We start from the raw sequence: 18,568 nt of genomic DNA, 5'->3' as shown, positions 1-18,568 counted from the left end.
TATGGAAGAGACAAAGAAATTGATTGATGATGCGATTGCCATTCTTTCAACGCTTTCTGTGAATGGAGACGCGGTAGAAGTGATGGCAGCAGCCAAGAGCAAGCTGCGGAAAGCATCCGCAAATCTCAAGGAGGAACCCGATGGCCGATAAGAATATCAGCACACTCCCGGCAGTGGAGAGCATCGACAATGACTCCCTCTTTGTTGCGGAGCAGCAGGGAGTGGCTTCCAAAGTGACGGGCGCGCAGGTTGCGTCATTTGCCAAGGAAGCAGCTAACGCCAATGTACAAGCGGCTGTAGATGCGGCGGAAAAAGCGCAGGAGGCCGCAGAGACTGCAGAAGCGGCGGCGCAGGTAACAGCCCACCCGCCCCAGGTGAACGAGGAGACGGGCTTCTGGCAGGTATGGAACAGCGGAACCGGGGCCTATGAAGATACCACCATTCAGGCGGAGGGTCCTGTCGGCCCGCAGGGAACGTCTGTAAAGAGCATTACGCGCACCAGCGGTACCGGAGCGGCGGGAACCACAGACACCTACACGATGTACGATTCGGACGATGAAGCGATTGGAACATTTACTGTGTACAATGGCGCGGACGGCATTGGCTCCGGCGATATGCTGAAAAGCGTATACGACACGAAGAATAAGAACACGGATATTTTTACTTACGCGGACGGGATTCTGGACTCCGCGAAGAGCTACACAGATACCTCTATTCAGGCGGCGATCCTGGACAGTTGGGAGGCGAGCTATTGAGCACTCAGGGGGACAAGCTGAAAGCGATTGCGGACGCTATTAGAGCGAAAGAAGGCAGCTCTGACCCTATTGCTGCCAATGATTTCCCGGCGAGAATCGCGGCGATTGAGACGGGGACGCAGCTTCCAACATTGACAAATCCCGGCACGGCGGCAGATATGGCACAGGGGAAGCAGCTGATTGACCAGAATGGCGAGATTGTGACGGGGACATTAAGAGAAAGTACCGCAGGTTCCGGTTATACGGTGATAGATACGACCCCAACACTAAACAGTACCAATCTTCAGCTGGACTACACATTTGAAATGGACAGAATCATGCGAAAAGATTCGATACTTAATATGATGTGTCCAATTAGCAACTTTGGCAACGCCACCGCCGCAGACGTAGCCGCAGGAAAGACCTTTACCAGCGAGGCGGGGGTAAAGGTGAGTGGTACAGGACAATTATCACAGTTTTTCACAGGCACCCTTCGTGTTAGAAGCGCGACGGATATTGTTGAGTTTGTATCACCCGCAGGACTTATACAAAGATATAATCAAGTTGTTAATGATGTCATATCGGTTTATGTTCCTGGTACTGTTATTTTTGTTAACATTATGGACTCAAACAACAATCAGTTTCGCCCTAAAGTTATTGAAGGCTTTGATAATACATACTGGGTAGACACTACTAAGGACGTTTCTGGATATAGAATTTCCTACGGAGCCTTTATCGCAAAACCTGGCTACAGTGTGTATAACATTGAATTCGACATATTTTAATTGCCTTTGTGCGGAGTTATTCCAGTAATTTATTCCTAATTCAGCGTCCGAAAGAGGTGCATCATGTTCCATCTACAAGCCAACAAAATATATTTGGAAGTCTGCGCAAAAGAGGGCGTGACCAGTGGTTCCGTTAATGTCTACACGGTTCGATTTTCCTTCAACTCAGATTGGGATGGCCTGAACAGGACGGCGGTATTCCACGCGGGCGACGATCAAATTTCCGTGGTGTTGGACGACTCCAACGAGTGCCAAATCCCGTGGGAGGTATTGGAGAATCCGGGACGAAACCTGTCGGTTGGCGTATATGGAACAAAGGGCGGCACAGTCGTTCTCCCCACCATCTGGGCGCAGCTGGGAGAAATCCGGGAGGGCGTGTCGCTGGGCAGCAACGCGCAGCCTCCCACGCCAGATGTGTACAGTCAGATTTTAGAAGCCGCCGAACAGGCGGAAAAGATTGCGCAGAGTGTACGGGATGACGCGGATGCCGGAAAGTTTGATGGAGAACCCGGCCCGGAGGGGCCACAGGGACCGCCCGGAGATGGAGTGCCGGAAATTACCCCAGAGGACGAAGGAAAGTTTCTGGGTGTTCTGGACGGCGCTGCGGAGTGGGTTTTGGGAGGCTCCGGTTCCGGCAATGTATCATCTCCGGAGATATCAGTGATCCGTGTGATGGACAGGCAGGAATATGAGGAGCTTCCCACAAAGAGCCCCACCACGCTCTATCTGATTCGGGGGTAGCAAAATGATTTATGCAGGAACAGAGACCATAGAGACCTTGATGCTGGGAGAGATGGGGATTAAAACCATCATGGCTGGCAGCGAGAATGTTTATGAAAGGCCAGGGGCCTATGTATATATCCAACTTGACACAAAGGAGAGTCAGTAAATGGCAAGCTATTTTAACCTAACTCTTGATACCACCGCACCGTCTGGCCTGACACTGCAAATCAATGATGGGGCACTGTATGCGACCAGTACAGCGGTAAAGCTGACCATTGGAGTCAGCGACGAGCAGACCACCGGCTACCAGATGAAAATCTGGGGAATTGATGGTGTTGCGGAGGAAGCATCCGCCAGCTGGGAGACCTTTGCCACCAGCAAGAGCGTCAACCTGACTTCTGGGGATGGCCTGAAAACTGTACATATCAAGGTCCGTGACGATGTGGGCAACGAGAGCGCCGAGGTGACGGATGATATCACTCTCAACACTACGGTTCCCGTGGTCACAGTCACCGGCCCGGACAAGAGCAAGATTTCCAAGATTGCGGGATTCAATCAGTCTGTTATCAACTTTACTTCCGATGTGGAGTTTGACGAGTACAAGGTTTGCGTGGTTCCTGCCAATTCCAGCGAGCAGGATGCGGGTACCCTAATCCCCACCACTGGCGGCTCCATCAACACCAGCGGAAACGAGGGCAATTATCCCGCCACCACTAATATCCAGGTTACGATTAACGGAACCGATTTGGAGAGCGCGTCTACCGGAGACGGCGTGAAGATTGTCAAGGTCTTCGTCAAGACTGCCGCAGGAATTTGGAGTGTGGCATAATGGCGGCCCCAAAGCTGACATTCTCTATTTCCGGAGAAAAGGTCTCCGCCGTGTCTGGCTTTGATTATATCATTGTGGCGTTTCAGTCAGATATTCCCTATCAGGCGTTTGAGTGTCGCGCTACGAAGGCTGGGGAGGAGTACGGCGTGGGGAAGGGGGCGCTAATCGCGTCCTTCTCCACCACCCCGGCGAACACACAGCGGAGTTTCGAGGTGTATGACGATTACCTTGTTCATGGAGACGGGAACTATCGAATTTCCCTCTTTGCACAGGGGGAAGACGGAAGCTGGAACGACAACTACTATTATATTCCTGTTGGCAGCACAGCCTACATTACCGCCGATGGGGAGCCATATCTCTGCATGAGGGAGTGATCATATGCCGACAACAGATGGATATAACGGGGCCTACACGGGACCGGAAATTGACGCGGGAATCGCAAGAGCGAATCAGGCAATTACTGTGGAGAACAGTGGTGTGGCGTCTATGTCCGAAACCCTCGGCTCCGGCCCGTACACGATTGAGTTTACTGAGGAGGCTGGTTCTGGGGGAGGAAGCCTCCCAGACGGCTCCGCAGGGCAAATTCTTGGCTATGTCGAGGATAACGTTGTAGGGCCGATCATGAGCAAGAGTGATCTGTTGAGCGCTGAGACGGCGGCTTTATTTCCTGGACTACCAGAGAATCCAATGCCAAATGATGTTTTCGGAAAGATTGGAACGTTTATGGACGAAAACACCTATTTGGAAAAAGTCAATGAATTTGAAGCAACGGAAGATTCTGATGTTTTTGCTTTTGCAGTTACAGAAAACGATTTAAGAGAAACCTTTATTGTTTCTATTTCTGGTATCAGTGGAAATGCTTCTTCTGTAAAATTAAGTTCTCCCCATTCTTCTTCACGAAGATACTCTAAGATACAAGCTGGCTCAGACTACATATTTAACTCAACAACAACTAGTATAGTTATTGATCAACAACATCCATCATTTTTTGTTTTTAGATTTTCTGGTACTGTGTCAGGAAATAATACTGTAGGTGTACAAATAATTGTACACGATATCAATGGACTTCAATTTTTCAACTGTACTGGTAATTCCGATAATTACAAAACTGCAATTTTCAGTATCGATTTAAACATTGGACAATCATTAAAAATTTACAGGGTTGTAAAGTAGGTGTAAAAATGAAAAAGCTTGTTACAGTATTAAAATCAGATGGTTCAAAAGAAGCAAAAATGATGGATATTCCGGAACCAGAACCGGAGACAGATCTGGAACCAGCTCTCTCTATGGAAGACATTACCCTGGATATGCTTGCGGACCACGAGGAACGCCTGTGTATGTTGGAACTCACCACCCTATGATGAGAAAGGAGAAACCCTATGTCTACAGTATACAATCTTTGCAAGCTGTTGATTGACCGGGGCCGGACGGAAGGCCTGCAGGAGAAGATGGACGTGTATCTGGCGGCGGACAGGCTGACCCCGGAGGAGTACAGCGTCCTGAGCGAAACGCTGACTAAGGCAGGTGGGTGAACAATGGCAATCAAAGTAAATGGAAAGCTGGTGGCAGGGGCTGGTAAATCGGCCTATGAATCTGCCAAGGATGGCGGCTATACCGGCACAGAAGATGAATTTAATACATCGCTTGCGAATTCAGTCACCGTAGATGGCGGGGGCGTAATGTCCATGAATGAATCCTTTGGCGCCGCCCCGTTTACCCTCACCTTCACAGAAGATGGCGAGAATGATGTAAGCGCCTCCGAGATCACCTATAACAACACGGAGTCTGGTATGGCGGCCACCAATACGCAAGAAGCCATCGACGAGCTTTTTCAATCTGTCAGTGAGGGCAAGTCCGTGATTGCCGCCGCAGTCACTGACAAGGGGGTTGAAACTGCGGCGACGGACAGCTTTACGGCAATGGCGCAGAAGATTGAACAGATATCGACTGGGGCAGAGATCGTTTCTGGTACTTTTGTTGGAAACGGGAGTAATTCTATTACAGTTCCAAGTTTGGCGGGTTATTCCAATGTTGTTGCAATCACCACTGCGAAAAGTAGAGAGCTTGCAAACAGAGAATTTTTGACAGTTTCGCTTTTTTATACAGACTCAGTAAAATTACTGGCATATGTGTATAGATCAGACAATTCTGCTGATGTCCGCTATTCATATCTAAACACTACAAATCTAACATACAACGCTCAAAACGGGAAAATTACAGGTGGCGGTTCTATGGTGTTTATAAATGGCGTCACTTATAACTATGTCGCCTGGAAATCATGAGGGGGTGAATCATGGCACTCTACGTAAACGGCAAAAAGGTGGCCGGGATTGGACTTCCCGGCAAATCAGCTTATCAGTATGCGGTTGATGGAGGATATACGGGGACGGAGGAAGAATTTCAGGAAGTACTCGCCAATGCGGGCGGAAAGCCGATGGTCCATGGTGTGACGCTTCTCGCGTCTGCATGGTCTGGAAATGCTCAGACAATCACTGTTCCAGGAGTACTTGCCGACGAGACAAAGCAGCTGATTCAGCCTGTGCCTGCTATTGCCTCGCAAGCCGCTTACCTCGCTGCCGGAATCCTCTGTACCGGACAAGCTGCCAATAATCTGACCTTCACTTGCCAGACGGTTCCGGAAGCGGATTTGACGGTGTATGTGGTAATAACTGATGTTAAAAGCTAAGGAGGACACATGATTGCAAATCAGATGATCATTGGTACATCTCTTCCAGAGCTGTCTAATCCAGCAACAGCGGAGAATCTAGCTGCCGGAAAACAGGCCATAGATAGCAGCGGTGAAATAATCACTGGCACGGCAGAAGTTTGTGATATGCTTGCAAACCTGGGAACCGCTACTGCGGCAGATGTAGCGATCGGAAAGACGTTTACGAGCGCGGATGGTGTAAAAATGACGGGGACAGCATTAGTAAACCAAGCGTCCCTTAGATCAGTTACATACAGGAACTCAGGTATATCAAGTAATATTATGATATATTACTCATCTTTGAGTGGCCAAGGTTTGGTGATGCAGAACGCTTTTATAGTAACCCCTAATGCATCATCTGGAACATTACAAGCAGTACAAAACACTTTCATTTATATGAGATATAGCTCATATCTGGAATTATCAGGAAATGTTACCGATATGAATGCTCCTGGCACTGATGTGAGAGTATACAAAGTAACATGAAATCTTTGTGGCGTAATGTCCATACATTTTCAACAAGCAAATCACACAGGCTTTTTCTAAAAAAGCGAGATTAAGTATGCGCGCCAAACCTTAAAGGTCCATTGGCTTCCCGGTTTTCCAGTCCCGGCCTGGTTCGTGGGCAACCCATGAAGTTTCCCCGCAAAAGGAACAGGGATGATGCCAGTCCCAAGAACCCCATATATTGGAGCCATCTGGCGGAGTGAAAGGGGCCATTCGCCCACACTTTGAGCAGATCACGGTAACTTTATACAAATCCATATCCATATTATCACCTTGTATAATAAGTTTCAAAGCAAATATTTCAGGTATCAGCAGGCTCTGAGATGCCCGTGATACAATAGCTGTAGGACAGCAGGGTCAAGTTCTATCATCTCCAGTTGAGCCAAAAGGCTACTTCAGTTTGAGTCTGTTCCCCTGAGCCGGAAGTTAGCTGCAAACTCATTGGCTGTTTGCCAGAGATAAGGTCGCCCTGTTGGCAGTGAGGGCTATCGCATTGACCAACTCTGGAATGATTCTAATAAGCAAGGGTGAGGATGCTCCGGTTATCATGGGTATCTCAAAGCCTGCTGGCCTGAAATCTCCACATGGGGAGGTGAAAATTGTGAATCCACTATTCGTTGGCATTGATGTGAGCAGCAAGAACAATGTGGCCTACCTGATGAAGCCGGACGGCAGCAAGCACTCCAATTTCTCTGTGCAAAACAATCTTGGCGGTGCTAAGCTGTTGTCAGAGAGAATCGTGTCGGCACTTCGTTCCATGCAGCTCAGCGATGTGGTGATTGGCCTGGAGGCCACCTCCATCTACGGGGACAGCTTGGTCTACGCTCTTCGTGAGGATGGCAGCCTGGGGCGGTTTCAGAGGAAAATCCATGTTCTGAATCCCAAGCAGGTGCGGAAGTTCAAGGAAGCCTATTCTGACCTGCCAAAGAACGACTGGGTGGACGCCTTTGTGATTGCCGACCATCTCCGTTTTGGCAGAATCAACAGGGAGGTCTACATGGACGATTACCGCTACAAAGCCCTGCAAACCCTTACCAGGGCCAGATTTGATGTTATTCAGAATTTGACCCGTGAAAAGCAGCGGTTCGCCAACTACTTATTCCTCAAATGCTCCGGCATGGCCCAGGACAAAGACATTCAGAACACCAGCGCCACTACTATTGCGCTCATGGAACAGTTTGAAACTGTGGATGACCTGGCGAACGCCAATCTGGATGAACTGACTGTCTTCATTGATGAAAAGGGCAGGAACTTCGCTGACCCAGCAGCAAAAGCTAAGGCTATTCGCAGTGCAGCCAGAGATTCTTACCGTCTGCCAGTTACCGTGAACAACTCTGTAAACCAGGCCATGGCCGTATCTATTGCTTCCATACGGGCTTTAGAGAAGCAGGTCAAGGTTTTGGACAAGGCCATTGAACACCAGTTTGAAATCATCCCGAACACGCTGACATCCATCCCCGGTATTGGCAAGGTCTACTCCGCTGGTATCATCGCTGAAATTGGCGATATCCACCGCTTTGAATCCCAAGCCTCTGTCGCCAAATACGCTGGCCTTGTCTGGAACAGAAATCAGTCTGGTGACTTCGAGGCGGAGCATTCCAGGATGATTAAATCCGGCAACCGCTATCTCCGTTACTACCTGCTGGAAGCAGCCAACTCTGTGAGAAGATGCGACTCCGAGTTTCGGCGCTACTATAACCTCAAATTAAAAGAGGTCAACAAGTACCAGCACAAACGAGCACTCGCTTTAACTGCCAGAAAACTGGTTCGGTTGGTCTTTCGGCTGCTGAAAGACAACCGCCTGTATATCCCGCCGGAGGGCTGAGCACACCGCTTGCCGCTCTGACGAAATCGCCCTGTTTCAAAAACTCAGGGGGCAGGGTTTAGATTTGTGTTGCCTTTTTGCTACCTACACAGTGCTTTTTACTCTGTTTCGCTTAATTTTTTTCTTCCTCACCCACTTGACTTCATACCATTGGACTCAAAAAGATTATACCACAGATAGGCGGTGCTGCCCATGAGTAATGAAAAATGTATCATAGACCCACAGCGGGATTGTTTGGGCCTGCAAAAAGCGGATATGCTGGAAAAGCAGATAACGGAACTCCGAGAATCCGCGCGAGGGACTCATAAAGAGATGTTTGACCGCATTCGGGAGCTTGAAAAGGTAGAAGCCGCCCGGAACGAACAGTATAACAACATCATGAAAAAACTGGACAAGCTGATCGAGTGGCAGGAGACAGAACAGCAAAAGCCTGGAAGACAATGGAGCGATATTAAAAGCAAAGTGGTTGTTGCGGTGCTTTCCTCCATTTTGACAGCAGCGGCGCTTGCGGTTCTAAGCTTGATTGTTCCCTAATCAACAGTTTGTTATCAACCGGCACAGCCGGAAATTTAGAAAGGAAGTACATATTATGAACAAGACCATCAACGACATCATGGAGCGGTACAAGGCCGGTAAGATCACGGTGGAGGAAGCCAACGCGAAGCTGAAAGAGGCTGGCGCGAACTTTTCTCTGGACCCGAACAAGAACCCTGGAGGCGGCTGGACGAAGGAAGAGATGGAGGAGGGCTTTATTCCCGCTCCCGTTGAAACTCCCTGGTGGGCCTCCATGCACACCTTCACCGGCGCTGTCGCGTGGCAGGAGGAGATCGACAAGTACATCCCCGAACAGGATATGGTGTACAACCGGCCCAAGTATCATGGTGTGGACGTGGTGAAGGGCGCTCTGCGGTACATCTATGCCGAGGACGGGTCCTGCAAGTATCAGCCCAAGTCTATGGCGGACTACGACAAGGACCACGGGAGGGGTTAATCTATGGATGTTTCTTCTCTCGGCATCACCGGCGTGGCGGCGATCACCGTCATTTGCCTGCTGATCGGGCAAGGCGTGAAGGCATCCGGGCTTGACAACAAGTGGATTCCCATTGTCTGCGGAGTGTTTGGCGGCGTTCTGGGTGTTGCGGGCATGTTCATTATGCCAGAATTCCCCGCCACGGATTACATCACCGCTGCGGCTGTCGGCATCGTGTCTGGCCTGGCGGCTACCGGTGCAAATCAGGTTTTCAAGCAGCTGGGGAGTGGTGGAAATGCCTGACCATCTGGCGGTAACAATCCCCCTGAAAGATATCCAGCGCATCCAGCTCTACATCAACACCGCTCGCCGGTCTCTCTCTCAAATTCAGAGGGAGACCGGGGCGGATTACATCCTCAACGGCACGCTCTACAACATGAGCACGTTTGTACCTAATTGCCACTTGAAAGCAGATGGGAAGGTACTCTGCAAACCGGATTACACAGTCTCCGGCTACTCCTGGAATGATGGGCCGGACATTTCTATGGACACGCTGCCAGACGCCTCTCAGCGCAATTATATCACTTGCACACCGCTGATTGTTTCCGGAAAGCCACTCTCCAAATTGATCTATGACGAGGGGCAGGGCGGCAAACGTGGGCGCTCTGCCATTGGCGTCAAGGACGGCTCTCTGGCCCTTTACTGTACGAGGGACGGAGGGAGTATGACCCGGACGCCGAAAGCCCTCAGAGACGATTTGGCGGCGGCAGGATGGGATTCCGCGGTTATGCTGGATGGCGGCGGCTCCAGCCAGTGTTATTTCAAGGGCGCGGTCATCCAGAGCAGCAGAGCCGTGCATGATTTGATTCTGGTCTATCTCAAGAAAGGGGAGACAACTGTGGAAAAGAAGAAGGTGGTCCTGGACCCGGGCCATGACGCGGGAAACCTCGCCAACAAAAGCCCGGACGGAACCTATTATGAGCATGAGTTTGCCCTGGACATGGGGAAACGCATTCAGAGCATCCTGGAGCGGCATAGCATTGCCGTCACCATGACCAGAACTGGCGGCGGGGAAGTCAGCCTTGCGCAGCGGTGTGCGATTGCAAACGCCATCAAAGACCTGGATTTGTTCGTGAGCCTGCACAGCAACGCCGCTGGAGATGGAGGCTGGTCCTCTGCCTCCGGATGGAGCGCATATGTCTACAAGACCAGCGGGAGCGGCTATGAGGCAGCAAAGGATATCCTGGAGGCCGTCAAAGACGCCGGAATTACTGTCAGGTCTACACCGATTGTGGCGGACCCGTCGCTGTATGTCCTGAAAGGCACCGTGGCTCCGGCTGTTCTGATTGAGCATGGCTTCCACACCAACCAGGCAGACGCCGCAAACCTCAAAAACTCCGCATACCGGCAGAAACTGGCGGAAGCGGAAGCAAAGGGCATCCTGAACTATCTGGGAATTGCCTGGAAGGAGGAAACTGTGGACAAGCCTTCTGAAAGTGATCTGGCGGTCCAGTGGGTGCGGGAGAACGGCATTATGCTGGGCAACACGAACGGCGACATGATGCTGGACCAGCCCGTTACCCGCAGACAGTTTGCTGTGATGCTGTACAGGTATCACAATTTGAAGTAAAAGGACGTGGACCAATGAGCGCAAGAGTGAAATTACCGCCGCCGCTGGATAAACTCTTGCGCTCTCAGCTGGAAAGAGCCATCTATGAGTCTGCCCTAAACCAAGACGATGAATTGATCGCAAAACGACGAATCATTGATAAATGGGGTCAGATGGACGTGGCGGCGGAACTGGGATGGTACCGAAGCACAGTTAGTGACCATGAAAAGTACATATTCCAAAGGGTTGAGGAAGTAGCAAAACAACTCTATACAAACAAGGGAGCCGGGGATTAACCCGGCTCCTTTTCATACATCGAATGTTATCTGCCCATCCCCAGGAGATTTGATGGAATGAACTTTTATTATTTCGTAAGTACATTTAGACTTGTCTGGTCTTCCGTTTTCCAAAATATGAACTGTAGATTGCACATCTGCAATTAAGTACATATTAGCATTTATATTTTGACCTCCGGAGTGAACCTTTTCCATAAAATCCTTGTCAAGAATGGAGGCTGTAATATTTTCATCGTTGATTCCTGTAAATCTCCACTTTAAGTCTCCAGAAAAATCGACTTGCCTGATAAATAAAACCTGTTTGTAGCTCATTGATACAATTGGCTCTACATCAGATTTATCTTCAAGTAAATCTAATTCTAATTTTTGAAAACAATCATCAAACTCTTCTCTTGAAATCTCTATTTTTCCATTTGCATCTATTGAAATTCCAGTAACACCATCTGAAAGCGAGGCACAGTTTATAATGTTTCTAACAGAATTGTCTACACGGTTATCTACAAAAAATACCCCAGCTCCAACAGGGAACTCTCCTTTAATCCCGTTAGCATTTATAACAACAGTTCTACCGTTTTCTCTTTTAACGCTCTTCGGAGGTTTTCCAGCCAGAAATTTCTTTATAGAAAATGTGGCCCCCATTACAGAAATTAAATCAGCTGCATAATTCACATTTTCCGGAGATAGTAAAGTTCCTGTTACAAACGCGGCGGCAGAAAATACAAACTCTAAACTTCCGGGATTTACGGCGCGAACAGTTAGCCGAAATTCAACATCTGGATATTCTTTTTCGTAAATAACTGTTGACAATTCAACCAGAGATTTTATAGCATCAGATACAGCTAAGGCGCTTACTTCATTGTCTCCGCAAAAAGAAAACGTTAAACAACTTTTTCCTTCCATACTATCACCTCGCTTTTATACAATAAATTATACCATGTCAGCATATCCAATACAATATAAGGAAAAAGGATTTCATCATAACTTCCACATAACTCCCGCATGGATGCCACCCATGCGGGGATTTTTTATGCGACAATAGAGACATGGAGGACGTGAGGATTCAAGGGTTGGTACACGTCGCCGCCCTCCTCACGGACTCCGTTTTTTGTTTGAAAGGACGTGTTATTTTGCTTGTGAATGGGTCTGAGCTTGTCAAGCGGCTGGTAGCCTGTGGATGGACGGCCTCTAATGCCACAGACACTTGTTTTCAGTACGCGGCAGAGGGAAAATTTTCAGAATTGGAGGCGTTCATCCGGCAGCAGGAATTGTTGTTCGATGACCGGCGTGAATATGCGGTTTGAATTTTACAACGAAAACCCAGCCGGACGCAATGTTGGAGATTGCACAGTCAGAGCGATTTCTAAAGCCCTGGGCCAAAGTTGGGACGCTACCTATTGGAATCTCTGCATTGAAGGGAACCTGCTCAAAGATATGCCTTCAAGCAACGCCGTGTGGGGAGCGTATCTGCGCAGGCAGGGCTTCGAGAGGGATATTGTCAGAGATGATATGTCTGTAGCGGATTTCGCAACAGAGAACCCTCATGGGACCTATATTCTGGCGCTGTCCGGACATGTGGTCTGCGTTCAGGATTCTATTATATATGACACCTGGGACAGCGGGAATGAGATCGTTTTGTACTACTGGATGAAGGAGGATTAATTCATGGCTTATGGTTATCCGTCTTACTACAATCCCTATCAACCCTATCAGCCGCCTATGCCTGACCAGATGGCACAGCTGAGAGCTGGGCAGTATCAGCCCCAACCGTTGCAAAATATGCAACAACCACCCCAGCAGAACAACACACAGATTGTGTGGGTTCCCGGTGGGCAGGCGGCATTCGAGTACCCGGTAGCTCCCAATAGTGCCGTTGCCCTGTGGGACAGCACCGCGCCGGTGATCTACCTCAAACAGGCTGACGCCTCTGGAAAGCCCACTACCAAGATTTACGACCTGGTGGAAAGAATCGCCTCAAATGCTCCTGCAAGCCCTGCACAGCCCTCGCAGGCCCCGGCAGTGGAATATGCCACCCGGGAGCAGTTGGACGCTCTAGCGGCCCGTGTGGACGCTCTGAGTACGCCAAAAATCGCAAAGGCGAAGAAGGAGGCCGCGAACGATGAGTAATCCGTTTTTCAACGCTATGGGCGGCGGTAATCTCCCCGGCCCTATGGGAAACATGATGGGAATGCTCCAACAGTTCAAGGAATTCCGCCAAACTTTTCAGGGTGACCCAAAAGCAAAGGTACAGGAGCTTCTTAATTCCGGACAGATGACCCAGGCGCAATTCAACGAATTGCAGGGAATGGCAAGAGCATTTCAGCAAATGATGAGCAATCAATAGGCTTGAATCGTGGCCACGATTTAGCATAGAAAACAAATTTTGAAAGGAGAAATCACATGTCTCTTAATTCTGAAACTCCCTTTACCATGCCTGTGGTTCCAGCTGGTTCTACGAGCGGCAATGGCGGCGGTGGCATGGGCTGGGGTAACGATGGCTCGTGGTGGATTATTATCCTGTTCCTGTTTATCTTCGCCGGTGGTTGGAATCGCGGCAACTGGGGCGGCAATGGAAACGGTGCAACCCCCTCCGGCTCCGGGGCTATCGACAACTATGTCCTCGCCTCTGACTTCGCCCAGGTAGAGCGCAAGCTGGACACTGTTCAGCAGGGTCTTTGCGACGGTTTTTACACTACCGCACAGCAGATCAACGGTTTAAACACCGCTGTTTTGACCAACGGCAACGCAACCCAGATGGCAATCATGCAGGGCAACAACGCTTTGCAGGCACAGATTGCAGACTGTTGCTGCACCAATCGCTATGACGCGCTTCAAAACGCAAATGCGACACAGGCGATGATCCAGGCGAACACTACCCAGGGTGTGATGAACACCACTGCCATCCAGAACCAGATTCAAAATTGCTGCTGTGACATTGAGAAGTCCACCATGCAGACGCGCTTCGAGGCCCAGCAGATGAATTGCAACACCCTGCAAGCCATTGACCGCGTGGGAGATCGCATCATTGATTACCTTGCGGCGGATAAGGCTCAGGCCCTGCGGGACGAGAATCAGGCTCTGCGGCTGGCGGCTTCTCAGCAGGCTCAGAACAATTACTTGGTCAACCAGCTCCGTCCGTGTCCCGTTCCGGCCTATCAGGTTCCGAACCCTTATGCCGGTTGTGGGTGCTATAGCTCCTGCGGTTGTGGCTGCTAAAACCAAATACATCAGCTTTCCGGCATGACCGGAATGTTCGGCCCCGTGCCGATACTACAACAACGCGGCGGGGCAATGGCTCCGCCGTATTCTTTTACGAGAAAGGATTGATTTTATGGCTGAATTTACCGGAGTATTTGTTCAGCAGATCGCGGCTAATGGGAATGCAGTTTTCAGCGAAACGCCCGTTTCCGGCTCCAATTGTATCGTTCATCGGGAAGGTTCTGGTATCATCACTCTGCGAGGGATGACCAATCAGTGCCGTGCCCGTTACAAGGTGGTATTTGGCGGGAATATTGCCATCCCGACCGGCGGGACAGTTGGACCCATCTCTGTCGCTATCGCCGTGGAGGGCGAGGCCCTTGGAAGTGCGACCGCTATTGTCACCCCTGCAGCAGTTAATGAGTTCTTCAATGTATTTGCTGCCGCATTTATTGAGGTTCCCCGGGGCTGCTGTGTGACAGTGGCTGTCAAAAACACCTCCACAGAGACGATTGAGCTGGAAAATGCCAACGTGATCGTTGAGCGTGTATGCTGAAAGGAGAGAGCAAAATGAAAGCACTGTATGAGCTGAAAGATAAGTTTGAGATGGAGCTGGAGGAACTAGCTCGGAAGGGAGAGCTGGGCGCTGGCGATTTGGAGCTGGCACATAAGCTCACCGACACCATCAAGAACATTGACAAAATCTGTGCTCTGGAGGAAGATGGTGGTTACTCCGAGGCCGGAGACTGGGAAGGGCGCGGGGCTTATAACCGCGGTTCCAGCTACGCCAATCGCGGAAAACACTACGTCCGGGGTCACTACTCCCGAGATGGTTACAGTAATCGCGGTCGTGAAAGCGGTTACAGCCGTCATGATGCAAAAGAGCAGATGATGGCCCAGTTGGAGGATATGATGGGCTCTGTGTCAAATGAGCGGGAGCGTGAGGCTATCCGCCGCTGCATGGAACAGCTGGACCGTGAGTAAGGGGGTGCCGCCATGAATGGCACCAACGAAGCGCGGGAAGGCTCCCGAGAATGGCTCCTTTTAAAAATTGCGGAATGCATGGTTGAACCAATGAGCGAACGGACGGCAGAACGTTTAAGCGCTTACAGCGGCGCTTACAACGCTATCTGCCAATGGGAAAACAGAAAACCTTCCTATTCCAATTTAGCTAAACCGTTCACACAGGAAGAGGCGAAAGAGTGGACCAGCGCAATGCAGAATGTAGACGGCACTACCGGTCCTCACTGGACGTTGGAACAAACCAACCAGATCATGACGCAGCGCGGCATCAACTGCGACCCTTATCAATGGTGGGTAGCTATGAACATGGTCTATTCGGATTACAGCAAGGTTGCTAAGAAGCTCAATGTCAGCAACATCGATTTCTATGCCGAAATTGCGAAAGCGTTTCTGGATGACCAGGACGCCGCTCCCGACAAGCTTGCTCGGTACTATGAGTTTGTCGTGAAGCACTGATGATAGTCCCCGCTCTCTCATGAGGGCGGGGATTATATTACATAATATTACTGCAACTACACAGGAGTGGAACATGTATGTCACCGGCAGCGGCTCCGAGGAGTATAATATGAATCTGCTGGCGGACGCTCTGGTTCCCTATCTGCTGTCCAATGGCATTCAATATAAACGCAACCAGCCGGATATGACTGCCGGCAGCTCCGTTCGAGACGCCAACACCGGATACTATGACTTGTATTTGGCGCTTCATTCCAACGCATCCCCAGAGGGACGTTACGGCGAGAACCGAGGAATTATCGCCTTTTATTATCCCGGTAGCACCCAGGGGCAGCGGGCCGCGGAGCTGATTGTAGAAGAGCTGCGGGACATTTATCCCCTGCCCAATCAAGTTACAACTCGTTCTACGACCACATTGGGAGAGGTGCGGCTGCCAAATGCCCCGGCGGTATTAGTGGAGATTGGCTACCACGATAACTATGCGGATGCCGTCTGGCTGGAAGGCCACTGGGATGCCATTGCCCAGCAGCTGGCAAGGGCGTTGACCCGCTTTTTCGGCCTGCCTTTTATCTATCCCATGGACCCGGTGACGGGGACGGTTTCTCTCAGCTATGGGACGCTGAACCTGCGGAGCTACCCATCCTCCACTGGCACCGTGATTGCAAGCATCCCGAATGGGGCCTCTGTCACGGTTTATGGAGAGTGGCAGGGCTGGTATGTGGTGCATTATAGAAATTACGTTGGGTATGCCGCGGCAGCGTACATTGATACCTGAGACCGTGGTCCGCCGGGTGGACACTTGTCCGCCCGGCCTTTGCTTTTTTACCGCCTTAGAAGGGGAAACGGCCCTGCCGTACAGAACTGCTGCACACCGCGCGGGGGCGTGTTCACAAGAAATTTCCCACTTTTCGCATAGAATCAGATGTTTTTCCTTGACACGGCACCGGCAAATGATTAAACTAAATAAGGATAATTATCGAAGGGCAGAGGGGTGCCATTTGATCATTTCCTATACCGCCAGTTGGCTGGGCTGTCATGTCTGATCGGGATGATCGTTCCGTTTTGTTTTTCGGCGCAGGCCTTGAGCCTGTATGATGTCTGAGAGATTGGCTGCAGTGTGCCCGGGTCCTGCGAATTACGAGAGGCCCCGTCGGAGGGCGCATGTGTCCCCGGCAACTGACGGTACGAATATAGAAGTGAAGGAGTCTATCATGATACAATCTGTCATCAGCGCCATTCTGGGGCTGGTGGTCGGCGGCGTGATATTCTTCCCACTGGGTATTCGCTATCGGAAAAACGTGTCTGAAAAGGAGATCTCCAGCGCTGAGGAAGAGGGAAAGCGCATTATCAACGAGGCCATCAAGAGCGCCGAGACCAAGAAAAAAGAAGCCCTTTTGGAAGCCAAAGAGGAGATTTTGAAAAACCGCAGCGAATACGAGAAGGAAGAAAAATCTCGCAGAGCGGACCTACAGCGACAGGAAAACCGTCTGCAGCAAAAGGAGGAAAACCTGGACCGCAAGACGGAGGCCATTGAAAAGAAAGAGGAGTCCCTGGCGCAAAAGCATGCAGCCATGGACAAAGAAAATGAAGAGATCAAGGTGATCAAGCGCAGCCAGACGGAGATGCTGGAGCGAATCTCCGGCTTTACCGCTGAGGAAGCGAAACAATATCTGATTGATCAGGTGGAGTCTGAGGTGACTCACGAGACTGCCCTCAAGATCAAAGAGGTGGAGTCCCGGATGAAGGAGGAGTGCGAGGCCCGCGCCCGGGAAGTGGTGGCCCAGGCCATCCAGCGGTGCGCCGCTGATTCCGTGGCTGAAATGACCGTCAGTGTGGTTCCCCTGCCCAATGACGACATGAAGGGAAGAATCATCGGCCGCGAGGGCCGCAATATCCGCGCCATTGAAACGCTGACGGGCGTGGATCTGATTATTGACGACACGCCGGAGGCGATCACCGTCAGCTGCTTTGAACCGGTACGGCGGGAGATTGCCCGACTGGCGCTGGAAAAGCTGATTGCCGACGGCCGGATTCATCCCACCCACATCGAAGAAATGGTGGAAAAGGCCCGCCGGGAGGTGGAATCTACCATCAAGGCAGAGGGTGAGCGCGTGGTGTTTGAATGCGGCATCCGGAATCTCCATCCGGAGCTTGTAAAAATGCTGGGACGGCTCCATTACCGCACCAGCTATGGACAGAACGTGCTGCTGCACTCTGTGGAGGTCAGCCATATCGCCGGCATGATGGCTGCGGAGCTGGGGGCGGATGTGCAGGCTGCCAAGCGGGCCGGCCTGCTCCATGATCTGGGCAAGGCCGTGGACCACGAGATGGAGGGAACCCATGTGGCCCTAGGCGTGGAGTTTGCCAGAAAATATAAGGAAAAAGAGGACATTATTCACGCCATTGAAGCCCATCACAATGATGTAGAGCCCCGGACGATTGTTGCCTGCTTGGTGCAGGCGGCGGACGCGATTTCCGCAGCCCGCCCTGGCGCCCGCCGCGAAAACTTGGAGAATTACATCAAGCGCCTTGAACAGCTTGAGACGATCACCGGCAGCTATCCCGGCGTGGACAAGGCCTACGCCATCCAGGCCGGCCGCGAGGTCCGTGTGATGGTGAAGCCGGAGCAGGTCAGTGAGGACAGGATGGTGATTCTTGCCCGAGAACTGGCCAAGAAAATTGAGGAAGAGATGGAATATCCCGGCCAGATCAAGGTCCATGTTCTGCGGGAGACCAAGGTTGTGGAATACGCAAAATAAGTTGAACAGGATCAAGCGCCTCCGGAATTGTTTCGGAGGCGCTTGGTTGCTTTGAGGGAGAAATGTCACCGAATGCAAACAATCCGTAAACGTTGCGTGAAATGATTGACGGGACAGGGAAAAAACCGTACAATAAAAACATCATGCAAAGGA

General features: G+C 50.7%; 30 protein-coding genes. 29 read left to right on the top strand and 1 reads right to left on the bottom strand.

Translation table 11 applies throughout. The features are described 5' to 3' along the window. Position 1: 1 nt before the first annotated feature. The 19 genes from KJS55_RS03665 (at position 2) to KJS55_RS03575 (ending at position 10,985) form a co-directional block, all read left to right on the top strand. Positions 2-151, top strand: coding sequence for a hypothetical protein (locus KJS55_RS03665; protein ID WP_187032350.1), 150 nt, complete (start codon positions 2-4; stop codon positions 149-151). Further along, a complete protein-coding gene (locus KJS55_RS03660) occupies positions 141-755 on the top strand; it encodes a hypothetical protein (RefSeq protein WP_213542673.1) in 615 nt (204 codons plus the stop codon). The genes KJS55_RS03665 and KJS55_RS03660 overlap by 11 nt, the downstream gene beginning before the upstream one ends. Next, the gene (locus KJS55_RS03655) at positions 752-1,519 is read left to right on the top strand and encodes a hypothetical protein (protein WP_187032346.1); all 768 of its coding nucleotides are present in this window, start codon (positions 752-754) and stop codon (positions 1,517-1,519) included. Before KJS55_RS03660 ends, KJS55_RS03655 begins: the two co-directional genes overlap by 4 nt. A gap of 63 nt (positions 1,520-1,582) precedes the next feature. Beyond that, positions 1,583-2,260: a phage upper tail fiber protein gene (locus tag KJS55_RS03650; protein ID WP_187032344.1), complete on the top strand. Its 678-nt coding sequence runs from the start codon at positions 1,583-1,585 to the stop codon at positions 2,258-2,260. Between the two features lie 4 nt (positions 2,261-2,264). Then, complete coding sequence (locus tag KJS55_RS03645; protein ID WP_187032342.1) at positions 2,265-2,408, top strand: hypothetical protein; 144 nt, start codon at positions 2,265-2,267, stop codon at positions 2,406-2,408. Next, complete coding sequence (locus KJS55_RS03640; RefSeq protein WP_213542672.1) at positions 2,409-3,071, top strand: hypothetical protein; 663 nt, start codon at positions 2,409-2,411, stop codon at positions 3,069-3,071. Further along, positions 3,071-3,445 (top strand): hypothetical protein, encoded by a 375-nt coding sequence (locus KJS55_RS03635; RefSeq protein ID WP_187032338.1) that lies wholly within the window; start codon positions 3,071-3,073, stop codon positions 3,443-3,445. The genes KJS55_RS03640 and KJS55_RS03635 overlap by 1 nt, the downstream gene beginning before the upstream one ends. 4 nt (positions 3,446-3,449) lie before the next feature. After that, a complete protein-coding gene (locus tag KJS55_RS03630; RefSeq protein ID WP_213542671.1) occupies positions 3,450-4,244 on the top strand; it encodes a hypothetical protein in 795 nt (264 codons plus the stop codon). Positions 4,245-4,252: 8 nt separating this feature from the next. Continuing rightward, entirely contained in the window at positions 4,253-4,432 is a 180-nt protein-coding gene (locus KJS55_RS03625; RefSeq protein WP_187032335.1) for a hypothetical protein, read from the top strand. An 18-nt stretch (positions 4,433-4,450) separates the two neighbouring features. Further along, positions 4,451-4,603, top strand: coding sequence for a hypothetical protein (locus KJS55_RS03620; RefSeq protein ID WP_213542670.1), 153 nt, complete (start codon positions 4,451-4,453; stop codon positions 4,601-4,603). Between the two features lie 3 nt (positions 4,604-4,606). Beyond that, positions 4,607-5,353 carry a hypothetical protein gene (locus tag KJS55_RS03615; protein WP_213542669.1) on the top strand — a complete coding sequence of 249 codons (747 nt, stop codon included), beginning with the start codon at positions 4,607-4,609 and terminating at the stop codon, positions 5,351-5,353. A gap of 11 nt (positions 5,354-5,364) precedes the next feature. Continuing rightward, positions 5,365-5,757 carry a hypothetical protein gene (locus KJS55_RS03610; protein WP_213542668.1) on the top strand — a complete coding sequence of 131 codons (393 nt, stop codon included), beginning with the start codon at positions 5,365-5,367 and terminating at the stop codon, positions 5,755-5,757. Between the two features lie 9 nt (positions 5,758-5,766). Next, the gene (locus KJS55_RS03605; protein WP_213542667.1) at positions 5,767-6,264 is read left to right on the top strand and encodes a hypothetical protein; all 498 of its coding nucleotides are present in this window, start codon (positions 5,767-5,769) and stop codon (positions 6,262-6,264) included. A gap of 622 nt (positions 6,265-6,886) precedes the next feature. Then, the gene (locus KJS55_RS03600) at positions 6,887-8,110 is read left to right on the top strand and encodes an IS110 family RNA-guided transposase (RefSeq protein ID WP_055181456.1); all 1,224 of its coding nucleotides are present in this window, start codon (positions 6,887-6,889) and stop codon (positions 8,108-8,110) included. Between the two features lie 192 nt (positions 8,111-8,302). Continuing rightward, on the top strand, positions 8,303-8,644 hold the full coding sequence (locus tag KJS55_RS03595) for a hypothetical protein (RefSeq protein WP_213542666.1): 342 nt from the start codon (positions 8,303-8,305) through the stop codon (positions 8,642-8,644). A 55-nt stretch (positions 8,645-8,699) separates the two neighbouring features. Continuing rightward, on the top strand, positions 8,700-9,101 hold the full coding sequence (locus tag KJS55_RS03590) for a hypothetical protein (protein ID WP_213542665.1): 402 nt from the start codon (positions 8,700-8,702) through the stop codon (positions 9,099-9,101). Between the two features lie 3 nt (positions 9,102-9,104). Next, positions 9,105-9,383, top strand: coding sequence for a phage holin family protein (locus KJS55_RS03585; protein WP_213542664.1), 279 nt, complete (start codon positions 9,105-9,107; stop codon positions 9,381-9,383). Beyond that, on the top strand, positions 9,376-10,710 hold the full coding sequence (locus KJS55_RS03580) for an N-acetylmuramoyl-L-alanine amidase (RefSeq protein WP_213542663.1): 1,335 nt from the start codon (positions 9,376-9,378) through the stop codon (positions 10,708-10,710). Before KJS55_RS03585 ends, KJS55_RS03580 begins: the two co-directional genes overlap by 8 nt. Positions 10,711-10,724: 14 nt before the next feature. Further along, on the top strand, positions 10,725-10,985 hold the full coding sequence (locus tag KJS55_RS03575; RefSeq protein WP_213542662.1) for a hypothetical protein: 261 nt from the start codon (positions 10,725-10,727) through the stop codon (positions 10,983-10,985). A 12-nt stretch (positions 10,986-10,997) separates the two neighbouring features. Here the strand turns inward: KJS55_RS03575 and KJS55_RS03570 are convergent, their stop codons facing one another. Further along, positions 10,998-11,885: an LAPAL motif-containing putative phage structural protein gene (locus tag KJS55_RS03570; protein ID WP_213542661.1), complete on the bottom strand. Its 888-nt coding sequence runs from the start codon at positions 11,883-11,885 to the stop codon at positions 10,998-11,000. A gap of 233 nt (positions 11,886-12,118) precedes the next feature. Between KJS55_RS03570 and KJS55_RS03565 the strand changes: the two genes are divergently transcribed. The 10 genes from KJS55_RS03565 (at position 12,119) to rny (ending at position 18,415) form a co-directional block, all read left to right on the top strand. Further along, a complete protein-coding gene (locus KJS55_RS03565) occupies positions 12,119-12,286 on the top strand; it encodes a hypothetical protein (RefSeq protein ID WP_213542660.1) in 168 nt (55 codons plus the stop codon). Then, entirely contained in the window at positions 12,261-12,644 is a 384-nt protein-coding gene (locus tag KJS55_RS03560; protein ID WP_228300451.1) for a hypothetical protein, read from the top strand. Before KJS55_RS03565 ends, KJS55_RS03560 begins: the two co-directional genes overlap by 26 nt. Before the next feature lie 3 nt (positions 12,645-12,647). Beyond that, positions 12,648-13,109, top strand: coding sequence for a hypothetical protein (locus KJS55_RS03555; RefSeq protein WP_213542659.1), 462 nt, complete (start codon positions 12,648-12,650; stop codon positions 13,107-13,109). Further along, positions 13,102-13,326, top strand: coding sequence for a hypothetical protein (locus tag KJS55_RS03550; protein WP_228300450.1), 225 nt, complete (start codon positions 13,102-13,104; stop codon positions 13,324-13,326). Before KJS55_RS03555 ends, KJS55_RS03550 begins: the two co-directional genes overlap by 8 nt. A gap of 56 nt (positions 13,327-13,382) precedes the next feature. Continuing rightward, positions 13,383-14,198, top strand: a complete 816-nt coding sequence (locus KJS55_RS03545) for a hypothetical protein (protein ID WP_213542658.1) — start codon at positions 13,383-13,385, stop codon at positions 14,196-14,198. Positions 14,199-14,313: 115 nt separating this feature from the next. After that, positions 14,314-14,736, top strand: a complete 423-nt coding sequence (locus KJS55_RS03540; RefSeq protein WP_213542657.1) for a hypothetical protein — start codon at positions 14,314-14,316, stop codon at positions 14,734-14,736. 14 nt (positions 14,737-14,750) lie between these two features. After that, the gene (locus KJS55_RS03535; protein ID WP_213542656.1) at positions 14,751-15,164 is read left to right on the top strand and encodes a hypothetical protein; all 414 of its coding nucleotides are present in this window, start codon (positions 14,751-14,753) and stop codon (positions 15,162-15,164) included. A gap of 12 nt (positions 15,165-15,176) precedes the next feature. After that, positions 15,177-15,659 (top strand): DUF7841 family protein, encoded by a 483-nt coding sequence (locus tag KJS55_RS03530; protein WP_213542655.1) that lies wholly within the window; start codon positions 15,177-15,179, stop codon positions 15,657-15,659. Positions 15,660-15,732: 73 nt separating this feature from the next. After that, positions 15,733-16,431 carry an N-acetylmuramoyl-L-alanine amidase gene (locus KJS55_RS03525; RefSeq protein WP_228300449.1) on the top strand — a complete coding sequence of 233 codons (699 nt, stop codon included), beginning with the start codon at positions 15,733-15,735 and terminating at the stop codon, positions 16,429-16,431. A 436-nt stretch (positions 16,432-16,867) separates the two neighbouring features. Further along, positions 16,868-18,415, top strand: coding sequence for a ribonuclease Y (rny, locus tag KJS55_RS03520; RefSeq protein ID WP_187032635.1), 1,548 nt, complete (start codon positions 16,868-16,870; stop codon positions 18,413-18,415). Positions 18,416-18,568 lie beyond the last annotated feature (153 nt).

The organism is Pusillibacter faecalis, from assembly GCF_018408705.1.
Taxonomy (GTDB): Bacteria; Bacillota; Clostridia; order Oscillospirales; family Oscillospiraceae; genus Oscillibacter; species Oscillibacter faecalis.
Note: the sequence above shows the minus strand (reverse complement) of the source record. Positions and strands in the feature narration are given on the sequence as shown.